At 38.9% G+C, this 19,793-nt stretch carries 15 protein-coding genes and 1 pseudogene; 12 read left to right on the plus strand and 4 right to left on the minus strand.

From position 1 onward, the window contains the following. Positions 1-6 precede the first annotated feature (6 nt). From DXN33_RS09005 to DXN33_RS09065, 12 genes are all read left to right on the plus strand, one after another. Entirely contained in the window at positions 7-2,904 is a 2,898-nt protein-coding gene (locus tag DXN33_RS09005; protein WP_115904917.1) for a type III restriction-modification system endonuclease, read from the plus strand. Positions 2,905-3,106: 202 nt separating this feature from the next. Beyond that, positions 3,107-3,664, plus strand: a complete 558-nt coding sequence (locus tag DXN33_RS09010; protein ID WP_094753872.1) for a sugar O-acetyltransferase — start codon at positions 3,107-3,109, stop codon at positions 3,662-3,664. A gap of 218 nt (positions 3,665-3,882) precedes the next feature. Next, on the plus strand, positions 3,883-4,647 hold the full coding sequence (locus DXN33_RS09015) for a nucleoside phosphorylase (protein WP_049492690.1): 765 nt from the start codon (positions 3,883-3,885) through the stop codon (positions 4,645-4,647). 33 nt (positions 4,648-4,680) lie between these two features. Then, positions 4,681-6,060, plus strand: coding sequence for a TrkH family potassium uptake protein (locus tag DXN33_RS09020; protein WP_049510873.1), 1,380 nt, complete (start codon positions 4,681-4,683; stop codon positions 6,058-6,060). Between the two features lie 13 nt (positions 6,061-6,073). Further along, positions 6,074-6,739, plus strand: coding sequence for a TrkA family potassium uptake protein (locus DXN33_RS09025; RefSeq protein ID WP_001283909.1), 666 nt, complete (start codon positions 6,074-6,076; stop codon positions 6,737-6,739). A 123-nt stretch (positions 6,740-6,862) separates the two neighbouring features. Beyond that, the gene (locus DXN33_RS09030) at positions 6,863-9,424 is read left to right on the plus strand and encodes an SSURE domain-containing protein (RefSeq protein ID WP_115904918.1); all 2,562 of its coding nucleotides are present in this window, start codon (positions 6,863-6,865) and stop codon (positions 9,422-9,424) included. Between the two features lie 123 nt (positions 9,425-9,547). After that, complete coding sequence (locus DXN33_RS09035) at positions 9,548-10,246, plus strand: response regulator transcription factor (RefSeq protein WP_115904708.1); 699 nt, start codon at positions 9,548-9,550, stop codon at positions 10,244-10,246. Then, positions 10,243-11,295 carry a HAMP domain-containing sensor histidine kinase gene (locus DXN33_RS09040; protein ID WP_115904707.1) on the plus strand — a complete coding sequence of 351 codons (1,053 nt, stop codon included), beginning with the start codon at positions 10,243-10,245 and terminating at the stop codon, positions 11,293-11,295. The genes DXN33_RS09035 and DXN33_RS09040 overlap by 4 nt, the downstream gene beginning before the upstream one ends. 194 nt (positions 11,296-11,489) lie before the next feature. Next, positions 11,490-12,101: a 30S ribosomal protein S4 gene (gene rpsD / locus DXN33_RS09045; RefSeq protein ID WP_000092756.1), complete on the plus strand. Its 612-nt coding sequence runs from the start codon at positions 11,490-11,492 to the stop codon at positions 12,099-12,101. 540 nt (positions 12,102-12,641) lie between these two features. Then, on the plus strand, positions 12,642-13,415 hold the full coding sequence (locus DXN33_RS09055) for a hypothetical protein (RefSeq protein WP_115904706.1): 774 nt from the start codon (positions 12,642-12,644) through the stop codon (positions 13,413-13,415). 13 nt (positions 13,416-13,428) lie between these two features. Beyond that, positions 13,429-14,934 (plus strand): serine/threonine-protein kinase, encoded by a 1,506-nt coding sequence (locus DXN33_RS09060; protein ID WP_115904705.1) that lies wholly within the window; start codon positions 13,429-13,431, stop codon positions 14,932-14,934. Positions 14,935-14,950: 16 nt separating this feature from the next. Further along, complete coding sequence (locus tag DXN33_RS09065; RefSeq protein ID WP_115904704.1) at positions 14,951-15,601, plus strand: hypothetical protein; 651 nt, start codon at positions 14,951-14,953, stop codon at positions 15,599-15,601. 513 nt (positions 15,602-16,114) lie between these two features. On the opposite strand, the gene DXN33_RS09070 is transcribed toward DXN33_RS09065, so the two are convergent. From DXN33_RS09070 to DXN33_RS09085, 4 genes and pseudogenes are all read right to left on the minus strand, one after another. Beyond that, a complete protein-coding gene (locus DXN33_RS09070) occupies positions 16,115-17,380 on the minus strand; it encodes a site-specific integrase (RefSeq protein WP_115904703.1) in 1,266 nt (421 codons plus the stop codon). Positions 17,381-17,480: 100 nt separating this feature from the next. Further along, positions 17,481-17,741, minus strand: a complete 261-nt coding sequence (locus DXN33_RS09075; RefSeq protein ID WP_115904702.1) for a MerR family transcriptional regulator — start codon at positions 17,739-17,741, stop codon at positions 17,481-17,483. Between the two features lie 78 nt (positions 17,742-17,819). After that, positions 17,820-19,070, minus strand: coding sequence for a replication initiation factor domain-containing protein (locus tag DXN33_RS09080; RefSeq protein ID WP_101776916.1), 1,251 nt, complete (start codon positions 19,068-19,070; stop codon positions 17,820-17,822). A gap of 308 nt (positions 19,071-19,378) precedes the next feature. Further along, positions 19,379-19,793: pseudogene (locus DXN33_RS09085) on the minus strand (cell division protein FtsK); the annotation flags it as partial.

The following is a 19,793-nucleotide window of genomic DNA, read 5'->3' on the forward strand; positions in this document are numbered from 1 at the left end:
GTCGTCATGAAACTATTTCTAGAAGAACTGCCCCATCAAGAAGAAGCTTTAAAAGCTATTATGGATGCATTTCCAAAGATTGATGATTGTAGTACGGATCCCGATATCAACTATGTCTATGCTAATCCTCTTCTCTATGGACGCTATGATGAGAAGAAATTTTTAGATGTCAAGATGGAGACAGGAACTGGTAAGACCTATGTATATACCAGACTTCTCTATGAGCTTCACAAGGAGAGAGGACTTTTTAAATTTATTATTGTCGTACCGAGTCCCGCTATCAAAGAGGGAACCAGACATTTTATCCAGTCGGATTATGCTAAACAGCACTTTTCTCAACATTACAGTAACGTTCGTATTGATCTCAATGTCATCAATGCAGGGGACTTTAAAGTGAAAAGTGGTCGCAAAAACTTTCCAGCTCAACTGACAAGTTTTATAGAAGGCTCAAGGCTCAATAGCAATACGATTCAAGTTCTTCTAGTCAATGCAGATATGCTACGATCGTCTTCTATGACGAGTAACAAATACGATCAGACCCTTTTGTCTAACATCACACAGCCCATTGCAGCCCTTGAAAGAACGCGTCCAGTTGTTATTATAGACGAACCGCATCGTTTTCCCACTGACGGCAAAAATTATCAAGCGGTAACCAGTCTCAAGCCTCAAATGATTGTTCGCTTTGGAGCTACATTTCCTGAGGTGAAAGTAAAAAATGGTCAAGTAGGACAAAAGAAACACTATTATCAAGACCAACCAGTATATAACTTGACTGCTGTCAAGTCCTTTAATCAAGGACTTGTAAAGGGGATTGATATTTCTTATCCTAAATTGACTAAAGAGGAAAGCCAAAATATATGGAAGGTAGTAGGCGTAAAAGCGAAGGAGTTGACGCTGAAAAAAGGCAATTTGACAAGGACGCTAGCGGTCGGAGATAATCTTGCTGATGTTGATTCTGCTTTTGAGGGGGATGTTTTTTATGCAGGTTCCAAAGTGCTCAGTAATGGATTAGAATTGGCTGATGGGATGATGCTCATGCCTCACACCTTTGCTAACTCTTATCAGGAACTTATGATAGAAGATGCTATTGATAAGCACTTTATAAAGGAATGGGAACTTTTTAGTCGTCCGAATAATCAACCTAAAATTAAGGCTCTAACCCTTTTTTTCATTGACTCTATTGCCTCTTATCGAAAGAAGGATGGCTGGTTGCGTTTGACTTTTGAGCGTCTGCTTTTGGCGAAATTGCAAAGCAGGATAGCAGACATGGAAAAAATGTCAGATGCTATCAGTAAAGATTATTTAGGCTACCTTAAAGCAAGTCTATGTGACTTGCAGGCTGATACTCAGTCCATTCATGCAGGCTATTTCGGAGAAGATCGTGGTTCAAGTGCCGATGATATCCAAGCAGAAGTTGATGATATTCTTCATAATAAAACCAAGCTATTGTCTTTTAAAGATGGTGAAGGAAATTGGCTAACTAGACGCTTCCTCTTTTCAAAGTGGACGCTTCGTGAAGGATGGGATAACCCTAATGTTTTTGTTATTTGCAAACTTCGCACTTCCGGATCTGAAAATTCGAAGATTCAAGAAGTAGGTCGAGGACTTCGTCTTCCAGTTGATGAGAAGGGACGCCGTGTCACACAAGACGAATTTGTCTCTCGGTTGGATTTCCTCATTGGATATGATGAGAGAGATTTTGCCCAAAAATTAATTGGAGAAATCAACAACGACGCTCCAATTGAATTTAATAGAGAAAGATTAGATGAGCAAACGATTCGGTTGATTCTTAGCCATTATTCGGATTTGACGGAGACTGTCCTCAAAAATCAGTTGGGACAGAATGGAATTATTGATTTTTCTATGACTTATCAAGAGGGAGGATGGGAGAAATTATGCCAGTTGTATCCTATCCTGACAGAACAGCAACTGAGAGGCGATAAGGTTCGTAATAGTAATGAGACAAGGCCTGTTACGCATGTTAAATTAAATCAAGACAACTGGAAACAGGTGAAAGAACTTTGGAGAGATTTTTCGAAGCGACGTATGATAGTTTTTGATGATGGAGCTGTTGATATATCACAACTTATGGATCAGATATTTTTAGATGAGACGTACTATGTTGTTGAATATTTTGGTATGATAAGGGAAAGTCTGGTAGCAGAGGATAGTGAAGTTACTAGTTCAACGGAGACAGCTAGTTATAGCCATGCGCGAGCTGGTATGGCGTATGGAGTCTTCCTCAAAAAGCTGGTACAGGAAACGAATTTACCTATTACAGCATTACATAGGCGGCTCTTAAAAGTATTGAAAAAAATTAGAAATGATAATATTCTAAATAATGAGACCTTGAAAAATTTGGTTAAAGCCTTTAAATGTGCTTTTGAGAAGAGTTATAGCACAGCTTATCGCTATGAAAGTTTGGATTTTCAAGCTATTACAACACTTTATGATGCTACAACGGATAGTTTTGTAAATGAAATTATTATTGGAAATTTAGGTACAAAAGAGTTGACTGAGGTTGGGAGGGAAGAACGATATCTTTACGACCGTCCACCCGTTTACTATGATAGTGAGAATCCAGAGAAAAAACTTCTTCAGCATCACTATGATAAGACAGTAACAGTATTCGGAAAACTTCCTAAATCTGCTATTCGTATTCCAAAATATACGGGTGGAACAACTAGTCCTGATTTTGTTTTTGTAATTGAAGGTGCTCAAAATAAGATTATTTATCTTTTTGTAGAAACTAAGACAGATAATATGCGAGACAGTGATAAATTAGCTATTGCTATTCAAGATTATTTCTTTAATTCCTTGGAGAATCACAATATTGTTTATCAGGTGGCAACAGATGAAGAGCAAGTTTATCAGAAATTGCGAGAACTTGGCATGAAGCACTAATCTTGATTATGATTTTGATGTTCTACAGCATCATGTAAACAATGGATTGTGATTGATATAGACAAAACGAACGATTTCTATTCTCAAAAATATTTAAGCGAGCGTTGCTAGTGCCATGGGTAAGATATGTTGATCAGGCTATTCTTGACCTTTCAAAGGCTTTTTGATATGATGGGCTCCAAAGTAAGTATGAGGTGATACAATGACCAGTGAATACCAGAAAATGATAGCGGGAGAGGTTTACCGTCCATCGGACCCAGAATTGCGGGCCTTGGCTCAGGCTTCTCGCCAAAAACAGGCTGCTTTTAACGAGGAAGAAGATCCCTTGAAGGGGGCGGAGATTATCAAGGATTGGTTTGGTTCAACTGGGCAAAATCTTTATATCAATCCACGCCTGGTAGTCGATTATGGAGTCAACATCCATCTAGGGGAAAATTTTTATTCTAATTGGAACTTGACCATGCTGGATGTTTGTCCGATTCGCATCGGGGACAATGCTATGATTGGTCCCAACTGTCAGTTCTTGACTCCTCTCCATCCATTGGACCCGCAGGAACGTAATTCAGGTGTGGAATACGGCAAGCCTATTACTATCGGAGACAATTTCTGGGCTGGAGGTGGTGTTATTGTCCTTCCTGGAGTGACACTGGGCAATAATGTTGTTGCTGGAGCAGGGGCTGTAATCACTAAGTCCTTTGGCGACAACGTTGTCCTAGCTGGCAATCCTGCGCGCGTGATTAAGGAGATACCTGTGAAATAGAAGTAAAAAGGAACAGCGGAGGTTGTTTCTTTTTTGTAGGTTTCATCATCTTTTACCCAGCCCACATTTACCTACTCTATATCTTAGCAAGTCTGTTTCATTGATTAATTTAAAAGCATCTCGTAAGTGGGATGCTTTTTTCTCCTCAGTTCATCAACCCCCTCCTTGACACTCTGTCAGCTTTTGATACAATAGTACAAAATTAGAGGAGGTGGGTTATGATTCAGAAACATGCGATTCCTATTTTAGAGTTTGACGACAATCCTCAGGCGGTCATCATGCCCAATCACGAGGGGCTGGACTTGCACTTGCCCAAGAAGTGTGTCTATGCTTTTTTAGGTGAGGAGATTGACTGCTATGCGAGGGAAGTAGGGGCGGACTGTGTCGGCGAATTTGTTTCAGCCACCAAGACCTATCCAGTCTATGTCGTGAACTACAAGGGCGAGGAAATTTGTCTGGCTCAGGCTCCTGTTGGTTCCGCTCCAGCAGCCCAGTTTATGGATTGGTTGATTGGCTATGGTGTGGAGCAGATTATTTCCACCGGTACTTGTGGTGTGCTAGCTGATATAGAGGAAAATGCCTTTCTAGTACCTGTTCGGGCTCTGCGAGATGAGGGAGCTAGTTACCACTATGCGGCACCTTCTCGTTATATGGAAATGCAGTCAGAGGCTATTGTTACTATTGAGCAAGTTTTGGAAGCCAGAGGGATTTCCTATGAAGAAGTCATGACATGGACGACAGACGGTTTTTATCGAGAAACGGCTGAAAAGGTGTCTTATCGTAAGGAAGAAGGATGTGCTGTTGTGGAGATGGAGTGTTCTGCGCTTGCGGCAGTAGCCCAACTGCGTGGGGTTCTCTGGGGAGAATTGTTGTTCACAGCTGATTCTTTAGCAGACTTGGATCAGTACGATAGTCGTGACTGGGGTTCAGAAACTTTCGAGAAGGCCTTGGAACTCTGCCTTGAGATTGCCTTTCAGTTCTAGCTACTCTTCTTCTTTTTATGGTACAATGGATGTATGTTATTTAAATTATTTGTGAAAAAAATTGAAAGAGCCTTGGGCGGACTTTCGCCAGCTCGTCGGATTTTTCTGAGTTTCGCTGGAGTTATTTTTATAGGTTCTCTTCTTTTGAGTTTGCCTTTTGTTCAGGCAAGTGGTTCTCAGGCTACTTATTTTGACCATCTCTTTACGACGGTGTCCATGGTCTGTGTGACTGGTCTTTTTACGCAACCAGTGGCTACTACCTATAATGTCTGGGGGCAGTTGATTTGTATGCTCTTGATACAGATTGGTGGTCTGGGGCTCATGACCTTTATCGGGATTTTTTATATCCAAGGCAAGCAAAAGCTTAGTCTGCGTAGTCGTGAAACCATTCAGGAGAGTTTTAGTTATGGGGAAAGTAAGTCTTTGAAGTCCTTTATGCGGTCTATCTTTTTGACGACTTTTCTGGTGGAGGGCTTGGGTGCCTTTCTACTAAGTTTCCGTTTTATTCCTGAGTTCGGCTGGGGAAGGGGCATTTTTACCTCCATCTTTTTAGCCATTTCAGCCTTTTGTAATGCTGGTTTTGATAATTTCGGCAGTAGCAGTTTAGTGGCTTTTCAGACGGATCCCTTGATCAATCTGGTCATTGCTGGTTTGATTATCACGGGTGGTCTCGGCTTTATGGTCTGGTTTGACTTAGCAACCCAGTTTGATAAGAAGAAAAAACGCCGTCTGCGTTTCCACACCAAGTTGGTTCTCTTCTTGACTGCAGGGATTTTGCTGTTTGGGACAGTATCTACACTCTTTACGGAGTGGCACAATCCAGGAACCATTGGCAATCTCAGCGTTCCAGAGAAAGTGCTGGTTAGCTTTTTCCAAACCGTCAGCATGAGAACGGCCGGTTTTGCTTCTATTGACTATACTCAAGCTCGGCCTGTGACCTTGTTTATCTATATCCTACAGATGTTTCTGGGTGGAGCGCCTGGAGGAACGGCTGGGGGGCTCAAGATTACGACTTTCTTTGTCTTGTTGGTTTTTGCGCGTAGTGAATTGCTGGGCCTACCTCATGCCAATGTTGCGCAGAGAACCATTGAGGCTCGAACAGTCCAAAAATCCTTTAGTGTCTTCATTATCTTTTTGATGACCTTCTTGTTGGGTTTGGTGTTGCTGGGAATTACAGCAGAAGGAACACCGCGCTTTATCTACCTCATGTTTGAGACCATTTCGGCCCTTGCGACAGTTGGGGTAACGGCAAATCTGACACCAGAACTGGGCAAGTTAGCTCTCAGCATTGTCATGGTACTCATGTTTATTGGCCGTATCGGTCCCTTGACCTTGCTGGTCAGTCTAGCGGATTACCAGCCTGATAAGAAAGATTTGATTCAGTATATGAAAGCAGATATTAGTATTGGATAAGAAAGGAAGAACTATGTCAGATCGTACGATTGGAATTTTAGGTTTGGGGATTTTCGGGAGTAGTGTCCTGACGGCCCTAGCCAAGCAAGATATGAATATTATTGCCATTGACGACCACGCTGAGCGTATCAATCAATTTGAGCCAGTTTTGGCGCGTGGAGTTGTGGGCGATATTACAGATGAGGAACTCCTCAGAACTGCAGGAATTGATACCTGTGATACGGTTGTAGTGGCAACAGGGGAAAATCTAGAGTCGAGTGTGCTTGCAGTTATGCATTGTAAGAGTCTAGGGGTACCAAGGGTTATTGCCAAGGTCAAAAGCCAGACAGCCAAGAAGGTGCTAGAAAAAATCGGTGCTGACTCGGTGATTTCACCTGAGTATGAAATGGGGCAGTCTCTAGCGCAGACCATTCTCTTTCATAACAATGTTGATGTCTTTCAGCTGGATAAAAATGTGTCTATCGTGGAGATGAAGATTCCGAGTGTCTGGGCAGGTCAAAGCTTGAGCCAGCTGGATTTACGTGGCAAATATAACCTCAATGTCCTAGGATTTCGTGAACAAGAAAATTCACCGCTGGACGTCCAATTTGGTCCCAATGATCTCTTGAAGGCGGATGCCTATATCTTGGCGGTCATTAACAACCAGTATCTAGATGATTTGGCAGAATTAAATTCGTAAAAAATTAATATAAGTATTTTATAAGAGGGATTTAAGAAAAATTTTAACTTTTTCTTAATCCTTTTTAATTTTAGGAGATTATACTAGAGTCATCAAATAAAGAAAAACTCTAAGGAGAATCCTATGAAATTCAATCCAAATCAAAGATATACTCGTTGGTCTATTCGCCGTCTTAGTGTCGGTGTTGCCTCAGTTGTTGTGGCTAGTGGCTTTTTTGTCCTAGTTGGTCAACCAAGTTCTGTACGTGCCGATGTGGTCAATCCAAGCCCTGCTCAAGTAGCGCCAGATGCGACTGCGGTGAGTGAAAAGAGCGACTTACCAGTAGGAGTTCTCAAAGAAGCAGTCGATACAGCTCTTCCTTCAGAACAGGCAGATTCAACACCTAAAGCAAGCTTGGATACTGCAAGCTCTCCAGAAAAAGCAGATGCAGGTGCTAAAGAGCCAGTAGTAGCACCAAAAGAAGAAGCGCAAGCAAAACCAGAATCTAAGAAACAAACAGAAGATGCGGTTAAACCTGTGGAAAGTCCTGCAGCTACAGTTGCTGGACAAGACCGTGAAGCAAGTGAAACTCAACCAGCAACCACTCCAGCTGAAGTCCAAAAAGGCGTGGCTGACAACACTAAAGATACAGTGGATGTTCCGGCATCTTACTTGGATAAAGCTAACTTCCCTGGTCCATTCACAGCCGGTGTCAATCAAGTCATCCCATATGAATTCTTCGCCGGAGATGGTATGTTAACTCGCCTTATCTTGAAAGCCTCCGACAAGGCTCCATGGTCAGACAATGGTTCAGATAAAAATCCAGCCCTTCCACCAGTAGAGAAATTGGGCAAAGGTCTCTACTTCTATGAAGTGGACTTGGCAGGTACTCAAGGAAAATCAGATAAAGAGCTTCTAGACCTCTTGAAACAAAACGGCACTCAAAGCTACAAGGCGACTATCAAGGTGTACGGCGCTAAAGATGGCAAGGCTGATTTGACAAATCTCGTAGCGACTAAGGATTTGGATGTCAACTTGAACGGCTTGACTACCCCAGCTGAAGTCCAAAAAGGCGTAGCCGACAATACTAAAGACACAGTGGATGTTCCGGCTAGCTACCTTGATAAAGCCAACTTCCCTGGTCCATTTACAGCCGGTGTCAACCAAGTCATTCCATACGAATTCTTTGCTGGTGACGGTATGTTGACTCGCCTTATCTTGAAAGCATCAGACAAAGCCCCATGGTCAGACAATGGTTCAGCCAAAAATCCTGCTCTTCCACCAGTAGAGAAATTAGGTAAAGGCCTTTACTTCTATGAAGTAGATTTGGCTGGCACTCAAGGAAAATCTGATAAAGATCTTCTTGATCTCTTGAAACAAAACGGCACTCAAAGCTATAAAGCTACCATCAAAGTGTACGGTGCGAAAGATGGCAAGGCCGATTTGAGCAATCTAGTAGCGTCTAAGGATTTGGATGTTAATTTGAACGGCTTAACTACTCCAGCTGAAGTGCAAAAAGGCGTAGCCGACAACACCAAAGATACAGTAGACGTCCCAGCTACTTACTTGGACAAAGCTAACTTCCCTGGTCCATTCACAGCTGGTGTCAACCAAGTTATTCCGTATGAATTCTTCGCCGGAGACGGTATGTTGACTCGTCTGATCTTGAAAGCCTCTGACAAAGCCCCATGGTCAGACAATGGTTCAGCTAAAAATCCAGCTCTTCCACCAGTAGAAAAATTGGGGAAAGGTCTCTACTTCTACGAAGTAGACTTGGCCGGCACTCAAGGCAAATCAGACAAAGAGCTTCTTGACCTCTTGAAACAAAATGGTACTCAAAGTTATAAAGCTACTATCAAGGTGTACGGTGCTAAAGATGGCAAAGCAGACTTGAGCAATCTCGTAGCGACTAAAGAATTGGATGTCAACTTGAATGGCTTGACTACCCCAGCTGAAGTCCAAAAAGGCGTGGCTGACAATACCAAAGACACAGTAGATGTTCCAGCTACTTACTTGGATAAAGCTAACTTCCCTGGTCCATTCACAGCCGGTGTTAACCAAGTTATTCCATATGAATTCTTCGCAGGTGACGGTATGTTGACTCGCCTTATCTTGAAAGCATCCGACAAGGCTCCATGGTCAGACAATGGTTCAGCCAAAAATCCTGCTCTTCCACCAGTAGAAAAATTGGGCAAAGGTCTCTACTTCTACGAAGTAGACTTGGCCGGTACTCAAGGTAAATCTGACAAAGAGCTTCTAGACCTTTTGAAACAAAACGGTACGCAAAGCTATAAAGCTACCATCAAGGTATACGGTGCGAAAGATGGCAAGGCCGATTTGAGCAATCTGGTAGCGTCTAAAGAATTGACAGTGAACTTGAATGGGTATAAGTCCCTCAATGATATGAAATCTAAAATGCCAGCTGTTAGCCAAGATAAGATGATGTCTAACAAAGAGCAGGACAAAACCATGAATGCTAGCCAGCCTATGGTAACCTCAAGTAAAATGCCTGATGAAGGCAAGATGGCATCTACTAACAAGGTATCAAGTCCAATGATGGCTGATCAAATGAAAGACCAAAAAGGCATGCTTCCATATACTGGTGAAGCCCAAACATCAATGGCTACTCTTGGATTCTTTGGATTAGCCTTGGCCGGACTTCTAGGTGGCCTCGGTTTGAAAGCTAAAAAAGAGGAAAATGACTAGTCTAGTTACAGACTTTCTATCTAGGATTTGAAAAATCCAGATATCGTTTAGAATGTTCGTAAAGAGATAAAAATAGTGTTATACTATTGTGGTATAGCACTGTTTTTTTCAAAGGAGAGACAGATGGGAAAGACAATTTTACTCGTTGATGACGAGGTAGAAATCACAGATATTCATCAACGCTATCTGGTTCAGGCAGGATATCAGGTTTTGGTGGCCCATGATGGAGTGGAGGCCTTGGAAATCTTCAAGCGAAAACCAATTGATTTGATTATTACAGATATCATGATGCCTCGGATGGATGGTTATGACTTGATTAGTGAGGTTCAGTATCAATCTCCAGATCAGCCTTTTCTCTTTATCACGGCTAAGACTAGCGAGCAGGACAAGATTTATGGCCTGAGCTTAGGGGCAGATGACTTTATTGCCAAGCCCTTTAGTCCACGTGAGCTGGTTTTGCGTGTCCACAATATTTTGCGGCGCCTTCATCGTGGAGGTGAGACAGAAGTCGTCAGTCTCGGGGATTTACGGATGAATCACGGTAGTCATGAGGTCCAAGTCGGAGATGTGGCGCTTGATTTGACAGTCAAATCCTTCGAACTTCTATGGCTTTTAGCCAGCAATCCAGAGAGAGTTTTTTCTAAGACAGACCTCTATGAAAAGGTCTGGCAGGAAGACTATGTGGATGATACTAATACCTTGAATGTTCATATTCATGCTCTTCGACAGGAGTTGGCTAAACATGCCAGCGCAGAAACGCCTGCTATAAAAACTGTCTGGGGTTTGGGCTACAAAATTGAGAAAGCACGAGGTAGTCAATGAAATTAAAAAGTTATATTTTAGTGGGGTATGTCATTTCAACACTCCTAACGATTATCGTGGTTTTTTGGGCTGTTCAAAAAATGCTGATTGAGAAAAGCGAGATTTACTTTCTGCTTGGAATGACCATCGTTGCCAGCCTTGTCGGTGCTGGGATTAGTCTCTTTCTCTTATCGCCGGTCTTTACTTCATTGGGCAAACTCAAGGAACATGCCAAGCGGGTAGCGGACAAGGATTTTCCTTCAAATCTGGAGGTTCAAGGCCCTGTAGAATTTCAACAATTAGGCCAAGCTTTCAATGAAATGTCCCATGATTTGCAGGCCACCTTTGATTCCTTGGAAGAAAGCGAACGTGAAAAGGGCTTGATGATTGCCCAGCTTTCGCATGATATCAAGACCCCCATCACTTCAATCCAAGCGACGGTAGAAGGGATTTTGGATGGGGTTATCAAGGAAGGAGAACAGGACCATTATCTAGCAACCATTGGGCGTCAGACGGAAAGACTCAATAAACTAGTTGAGGAGTTGAATTTTTTGACCCTAAACACAGCTAGAAATCAGGTGGAAACGACCAGCAAAGACAGCATTTTTCTGGACCAGCTCTTGATTGAGTGCATGAGTGAATTTCAGTTCTTGATTGAGCAGGAGGAGCGAGATGTCCATTTGCAGGTAATTCCAGAGTCTGCCCGGATTGAGGGAGATTATGCCAAACTTTCTCGTATCTTGGTGAATCTGATCAATAACGCTTTTAAATACTCAGCTCCAGGAACTAAGCTGGAAGTGGTGGCTAAGATGGAGAAGAACCAGCTTTCAATCAGTGTGACTGATGAGGGACAGGGCATTGCTCCAGAGGATTTGGAGAATATTTTCAAACGCCTTTATCGTGTAGAAACTTCGCGTAACATGAAGACAGGTGGTCATGGTCTTGGTCTTGCGATTGCGCGTGAATTGGCCCATCAATTGGGTGGGGAAATCACAGTCAGCAGCCAGTACGGCCTAGGAAGTACCTTTACCCTCCTTCTTAACCTCTCTGGCAATGAAAATAAAGCTTAAAACCCCTTTACAAATCTAGCCATTCATGGTAAAATGGATTTTGTGTGAAATATCAGCAGGAAAGCATGAAGCTCGTCAACAGGTGTCTTATGATAAGTAACCTTGGCTGTTTAGGCGAAGGGCATCTGCACGAATCAGGGCTTTCTAAGTGACTATTTCCACCGAAATATTATTTATATCAGGAGGACATTCACATGTCACGTTATACAGGACCATCTTGGAAACAAGCTCGTCGCCTTGGCCTTTCACTTACAGGTACAGGTAAAGAATTGGCACGTCGTAACTACGTACCAGGACAACACGGACCAAACAACCGTTCTAAATTGTCAGAATACGGTTTGCAATTGGCTGAAAAACAAAAACTTCGTTTCACTTACGGTGTAGGTGAAAAACAATTCCGTAACTTGTTCGTACAAGCTACAAAAATCAAAGGCGGAATCCTAGGTTTCAACTTCATGCTTCTTTTGGAACGTCGTTTGGATAACGTTGTTTACCGTCTTGGTCTTGCGACTACTCGTCGTCAAGCTCGTCAATTCGTAAACCATGGTCACATCCTTGTTGACGGAAAACGCGTTGATATCCCATCATACCGCGTAACTCCAGGTCAAGTGATCTCAGTTCGTGAAAAATCATTGAAAGTTCCAGCTATCCTTGAAGCAGTAGAAGCTACTCTTGGACGTCCAGCATTCGTATCATTCGACGCTGAAAAATTGGAAGGTTCATTGACTCGCTTGCCAGAACGCGACGAAATCAACCCAGAAATCAACGAAGCACTTGTCGTTGAATTCTACAACAAAATGCTTTAATTTTAAGATATATTTTACAGAAAGCCTACAACAGTGGGCTTTTTGCTTTGTCTTAAAAGCTTGATTTCTGAGTTTGTCATCATTTTTGTCATCACTTATAACGAACTCACAGCTTTCTCATAAAATGAGACGGCTGTTTTTGCTTTTTCTTTGGAGAGATGACTGTAAGTGTCCATAGTCATAGCTAGTGTAGAATGACCTAATTCCTTACCAAATAGTATGGAGAATGGACTTGAACCAAGAGCGAACGCCGAGAAAATTCAAAAAAAGCACTTAGAAAAATCTAAGCACTCAAGAGTAGTGGACGGTGTACCTGTCCCGTCATCTCATACTATGAAGTTGCGTAGCGACACTATCATTTCTACCTCACTTATCTTTAAACTAATTATATCATAATAGTACAAAATACTCTAATACAGAAGGTATCCATAGTTGTTACTAAAGAGTAGGTGGTAGTATAAGCTAGTGAACAAAGAAATTATTTGTTGTAAGTGTAAAAACTTTAAGATGTCAATGTTATAATAAACTGGAGGAGTTTTTATGGAAAAAAATTTAAATCCTAATATTGACCCACGTATAAAATTCAAATTGTTACCACCAGCTACTATTATTAAAAATTTTGTTGATGGAGAGCCCGATTGTAATTATGAGAACTACTTACTAGAGCTACTTAATAAGTCATCTCATTTTAAAGATAAAGGGCAATCTCCTTTCTCTAAACCGTTAAATGAAAATAATGGTCAATGTGATGCAATCTCGAAAAGTTATGAAATAGACTTTAAACTATTATCATCTAGCACTAGATTACAAGCTAGTCATTTGTTTTCTATGGGTATTAGCAATTATGGTGGTGGTATAATTGGTATTCATGAAAGTAAAAAGAAATTCGGTGAAGTAAAAGCTACTCAGATTCATGTTGCATTCCGAACAAGAGATATATCAGAGTTCACTCGATTAGGGGAAAACTTTTTAAATATTAGAAAGTATGGTATTAAAAGAGATATCATAAAAGTGTTGAAAATGCTGGAAAAACAGAAAAACCTTTTATTGTTTTTTCCATATTCGTTTGAGCTGATTGATATACTCGAGACAGATAATTCGGATGATATTATTGTAAGCGCGTTAAATTATGATTTTCACTCACTATTTGAATACAGAAGTTTAAAAGCAAAGGAATTTGAGACTTATTTTGTAACTATATTTCAAGATAGATTTTATATTTTTTCTATTCTTGACGACACCCTCTGTTTAATTGAGAAATTAGATTGTATGTCACTGCCTACATTTATTAAATTAAAGAATTACCATCTATAAGGAGGACGAGTTATTGATCAATCCAGATTTTTACAAAAGACTAGCAAAGATATTCTGTGGAGATGAGATGGGGATGTTTACTTATAAATCAGGACCTCAGCTAGTTTCTTTTTTCAATACCCATTTCCATACTCAAGATAGTTATGGTCAGGGTTTTCCTACAAGATGGATATATGTGAATGATAAGCTATTGGACTTTTCATCTAGAGGTATTATCAATTCATTTTTCAACCTTATACTCAGCAAACAATATCTTTTAACAGAGCGTCAGATAAGTGAAGTGGATGCTTTAGAGCATCAGCAGAAAATAATAAATGAATTAGATAAAATTTGTTCTGTTTATTCTTTAAAACTCTCAAGAAGAGGAAATGAATTTTATTTAGTAGAAATTGATTTAGATTTAGTTGAGATTGGAAAGGGAGGCTTTGCTGATATTTATTTCCAAAAATCTACAGGATTAGTGTTAAAAAAACTAAATGAGGAATCTGTTAAACGACAATCGTTGAGAAGTAGGTTAAAAAGAGAGTATGAAATAACTAAATCTTGTTCAGATATTGGAAGTATTATTCAAGTATTTGATTTCGATAGTAGTAATTGTTCATACACAATGGAAAAAGCTGATTATACATTGGCAAATTACATTGAAGAAAGTGAGCTTACAGAGGATTCTAAGCTCAATATATTGCGTCAAATACTTTATACTATGGCTCTCGTCCACCAAAGAGATGTTCTTCATAGAGACTTAAGTCCGACCAATGTTTTTTTCGTGAATGGGATAATTAAGATTGCTGATTTTGGTTTAGGAAAAAACCTAAACACTTTGACATCTCATCAAACAATGGATACAACTTCCTTTGGTCAACTCTTTTATTGCGCACCAGAGCAATTAACGCTTTTAAAAGATGCTGATAAACGAAGCGATGTGTATTCACTAGGACGTATTATTAATTTTGTTATGACTAAGAATCCTAATATTTTTTCTCATTCACTTCGTTCTGTTAGTGAAAAAGCTACGAATTTAGAACCTGATTATAGGTATCAAGATGCTACTGAAATGTTGAGTGCATTAAATGCATGGTTGAGAGTTAGAAGCGACGAAACTTTTAAGAAAACAATTTGGGAAAAAATTGGCCGTGGTATTTTTGATGGCGATATAGAAAACTATATTTATGAAATGCCAGCAAGAGAGTTATGCCAAGCATGTATTAAAAAAAGTAATGTTTTTATTGAAAGCTTAATGATTTTTATGAAGTTAGATGATACACACGCGATTTATATCATTCAGACGATTCATTCTAACTACGAGCAATATTTGAAACGATTTGAAGATGCAGATCCTTTCGCTTCCCTTTCTTATAGAGTTTTAAAGGGACAATTTTCCTTCAACGTTAATGAAGTGGCTGCTCAGATTTTACGCTATATAGCCTATGAAGTTGGGCGCTTTTCTGCTCAGCATAAGATAGATTACTTGATTGAAAATGGAATTGAACCAATGATTGAATCCATATTAGAAAGATAGATTAGGAGGAAATCTAATGACAAATGATGAGTATTTCAATGAAATAGAGACATATTTCAATAAATTAAGAGAATATCGTGAAGAATCAAAGAGAATAGCTGAAGGTATTGTTGGTGAAAATCTTACTGAAAATGATATATTTTTTCTTTCAGCACTTAACAGACGAATTCAATTTATTGATGGAATAATAGACTTATTAAGAACGAGAAATCTGACTTGTTCAGGAATTTTAGTACGAACACAACTTGATAACCTTATGAGAGTTTTCGCGGCTTTTATATCAGAAGACAGAAGATTATTTATTAAAGAGACTTTAAGTGGTAAAGCTATTAGAAATTTGAAAGATAATCAAAACAGAAAGATGACTGATGCAAATCTTAAGGAAAGGATATCGGAGTATTATCCTGAGATTAAAGAAATTTACAATAAATCATCTGGTTATGTTCATTTGTCTGAAGTCGCATTTCATGAAGCCTTTTGGACCGAATGTTTTGAAAAAGGAGACAAAATTAAATTTTCAGTTGGATTGCCCCCAAGAGAAAAACTAAATCCTATTTTAATTGAGTGTGCTGAAGTATTTTGTCACTTTACAGAGATTGAATATGATTTTTACCAAAAAATCATTGATTCAAAAAAAGTTTTTGATAATAAACAAAAAGAGATTTAAAAATCAATATGAACCATGTTGAAATTGAAATATCAATCTTGATAAAAATAGAAGATTTAATAATAAGATAAAATGAATTATGAAGATAGAGATATTGCTTCAAAAATTACATTAATCTTAATTGCTTATGATTTATATGGTGATTCGTTGAAAATTGATGATTGGAAACCAAAGATTGAATAGATTATAAAATCCAAAAATGCTCTAGACAATATGTACTGACCCCAAAAAGTTAGACAGAAAAAATCTAACTTTTGGGGTGCAGTTCAATTTTATTTCACAAAAAATGTAGTCATTCGAATGATTTTTATTGCAATGTACTGAAATTAACAAAAAGAAAAAACGCTGATCAAGCGTTTTTCTTCTGTATTGATTCATATTGAATGTTTACTTAACTTCTGTAAGGAATACTTAAAATCTATTTTAGTTGTGATAAACCCTATTAAATCAATGTTTATAAGCTATTGATTTGGATAAAACTGTCAGAGGTTGCCAAAAAGGTTGCCATGAATTTTATGAGGTTAGCTCCGCAATTTTATTTAGATAAATATCTACCGCTTGTGTTTGATTTTTAGGGGCAAGCTCGGCATATATGTCCATAGTAGTTTTGATAGACTTATGTCCCATGCGAACCTGTAACTCTTTCCAATTCATACCAGCATTTAACATCATTGAAGCGTGTGTATGACGGAATAAGTGAAAACCATAGTCAGGTAGATCAACTTCCTGTAATCGTCTTTTGAGTGTAGCACGTTCATTCCTATCGCACATATAGTTTCCGTAAATTGTTGGGAAAATCAACTTGCTTTTTGAAAGACCGTTCTTCTTGAAATAAAGATTCATTTCATCATGGAAGTTTTGAAGTTGCTCAATAATTTGGTACGGAACAGCTATTTTTCTATTGCCCGAATCAGATTTAGGAGTATTTTTACAAACAACCTTTCCTTTTAATCCTAACTTAGGGTTTGCATTTTTCCATACAAGAGTTTTAGTGACTAATATTTCAGAACTTTCAAAATCAAGGTCATATATAGTCAAAGCTAATAGCTCATTGATTCTCATTCCTGAAGCAAGTAGACTGTCGCAGATAACTTTAAATCGCCGATTAGCCCTAGTATTAGGTAAAGTATCGACGAAATTTAGCCAGATAGTTAAATCTTCATCATGAAGAACCATAATGCGTTTTTGATTGCTTTTTGGTTTTGGCGGAATCTTGATAGATTGAACAGGATTATATTTGAGTTCAAAATGTGTTATTCCAAAATTAAAAATCTCTCTTAATTTATGAGCGATTGCTCCGAAATCTTTTGCGCTTCCTTTTTTAGCTCGTTTATTACCAGCATTGACAGATTCTTTAGATTTTTGGGCAAGCTCGTTAATCCATTTTTGTATATCGGAAGAAGTGATTTTATCTGGTTGATAGTGTCCGAATTTGGGGAGGATATAGGTGTCTAGATAGTTCCTCACTCGGTTTAGAGTGTTATCTGAGCTGACCCAAGTTTCGTAGTTGGAGAACCACATTTCAGCTAGATCTGACAAGGTAGCAATGCTAAAAGTTTCTTTCCTTGTTGAACCATTTTCTTCCCAATCAATTTTAGCTTGAATAATTTTACGATCTAAGGATCGTAGGGTTTTAGCTGTTACAGTTGTTTTTACAGGTTTTCCAGTCTTTATATCTAAGCCTAGATAGACGCTCTTTACTGAATAACTAATCTCGCCATTGTCCTTTACTTTCTTGAGGACGGTTTTGCCTTTATGGATGATTTTTTCTATATTCATAGTTGCTCTCCTCAATCAATCGAAGAATTGAAAAAAGCTAAAATAGATAGTATCTCACTTTCTTTCTTTTTTGATACTTCTATTCTAGCACATTTCACTTCTAGTTGTGGCTTAAAAACTCTAAAATAGTATCAATATGATAGTAAACGGTTCTATTACCCTCAATAGGTGGTTCTAAACGTTTAAGACCTCTATTTTCCCATGACTTTAATGTGTTAGGGGAAATACTGAGCAGATCTAAAATCTCTTTTTGTGTGTAGATGCATGAACTTCTTTTTTCGCTGTTCAAATTCTTTAGCATTTCAATGATAGTGTGAAGCATGAGTTCGATTTGCTTTAAATCAAAATTATTGCTAGACATACTACTCTCTCTTTCTTTGGTAAATATAATTGAAATATGAGATAATAGCAGTAGGGGTAAGCTACTGCTTATCTCTTGCTAATCCGCAACATCACTTTTAGGCTTCTTGGCGGAATCTTTAGGAGTGATGTTGTTTTTTTGGTAAAAGATTTGAAAGGCATCTTCCAGAAAATCTTTAAAATTTAGTTTTGACAGTTCACCACCGAATTTGTTTAACCATATCCCAACATCTGGATTTGGGATGTAGTTGAATTCGTATTCTTGAACTAACCTGATGATGAAATAATTACGGGCTTGCGTACCCCAAATTTCCTCAATTTTCTTTAGAAGTGGATAAAATCCGCTACCTTTTAACAAATAAGAAATGGTTGCTAATAAATCATTATTTCGGGAGTTTAAGGATTCAAGCTCTGGGAAGATACCAAAACCTTTAAGTAAATCACTAGTGAATGGCAACAGTTGACCAGTCTCTGCATCATGGAAACAATATTTATCAATCATTTTGTTGACAATGAGCTTGCTCAAATCTTGAGAGCTATCAATAGCAAGCAATAAGGTTAGAATTTGATTGCTATAAGTACCTTTGTAGGAAGCCTCCATGCGTACCCAAGAATTGCAATACTTAGTTAAGTGCATATAGCGACCTTGATTGTCTAATTGTTCCTGATACTTGTTATAGATACGCAATAGAGCACTTACATTCTTTTTCCTGCTACCAATATACATAGTTTGAGCTTGACCATTCACTTCTTGAGCGCTAATCTTAGAAACGTTTTTACGTCCTTTATGATTGGTGATAATATATTTTTTGATTTTTAATCCTTGGTAAAGGTCATTGACAGCCATTGGATAATTAAAGTAATCAACAGCAAGGTCAATACGAGAAAGGCGCAAATCATAATAGTCAGCGTACAGCAGTTGTGCTATATTGTGAACGTCAATTGCTTCACTGTAATAGTCTTGATAGGAGGCTTTATAGTGAGACAAAGCTGATGCAGAAATTTTTAGGATAATTCCCATAGTGAAGTTAGTCTGATGCCAAGCAATCGCAAAGTAATAGGGGAGATTCTGAAAGGTAAATCCCTCTGTATAACCTGCTGGTGGGGTTTTTAGTGGAATATAATTTCCAAAGAGAACTGGGAGGGATAGCTTTTCTGCTACTGTTTCAGACAGCGATAAAGCAATTTGATGCCAATTATCAGGATATTCTCCTACAGTATCTTCTGTCGGTTGGATGACAAATGTAGCTTCATCGACACTGGTCATAATGACTGGGTTATGGTTGTTATCTTTTTGAAGATACTTTTCAATTTCATTTTTACAAATCATTTTATTTTCTTTCTATCCGCCTAAAGAGTGAAAGTTAACTGGGCGGAAAATATTGCTTTAGTTAACTATTTATTGTAATGTAGAGAAATTTCTACGCTTTTATTCTCTCACAGTTTCAGGAAGTAACCACCCTAAATAAAAAGTTATAGAATAACGTTGATATAACAGCATTTTAAGGGGATTGAGCATTTTACCCTAAAGTGGAATTTACAAAGCTTTAGAACAAGGTCAAATGGAACGGGGGTCTTTACATGTCCCCCGTATAATAGCCAGCTAAAGCTGGCGAGGCTGTAAGACCATCTGATTCTCTAAAGTGAATCAGGGTCAACAGCCTCTTCATCAAGAAAATAGCAGTCTGAACGTTGAACAGCCTCCCGAAGCAGTTTTTCTAAAGGAGGTATATTGTGACTTGGTACAAGTATATGACGACTATCTTGCCCATCTATCTTCATGTAGCCGACACCTCTTGGATTGTTTCGCACAATGTCATCTTTTTCATCAGAAAAGAGCATTGAGACCGTTTCTTTAGATAATTTGCCTAGTGCAATTACTGTACCTATAGAATCACGTGATAACCCCAAGCTTGCTTTATGGGCATCTTGCTGGGAAATAATAACAAAAATTGAAAAGGATCGTCCTAGTTGAATAAGGCGAGTATAGTCTTTAATAGCTTGTTCACGCTCCTTTTTGTCTAGGCTATTTTGCCACGCATTGAACTCATCG

The organism is Streptococcus sp. NM, assembly GCF_003390135.1.
Classification (GTDB): domain Bacteria; phylum Bacillota; class Bacilli; order Lactobacillales; family Streptococcaceae; genus Streptococcus.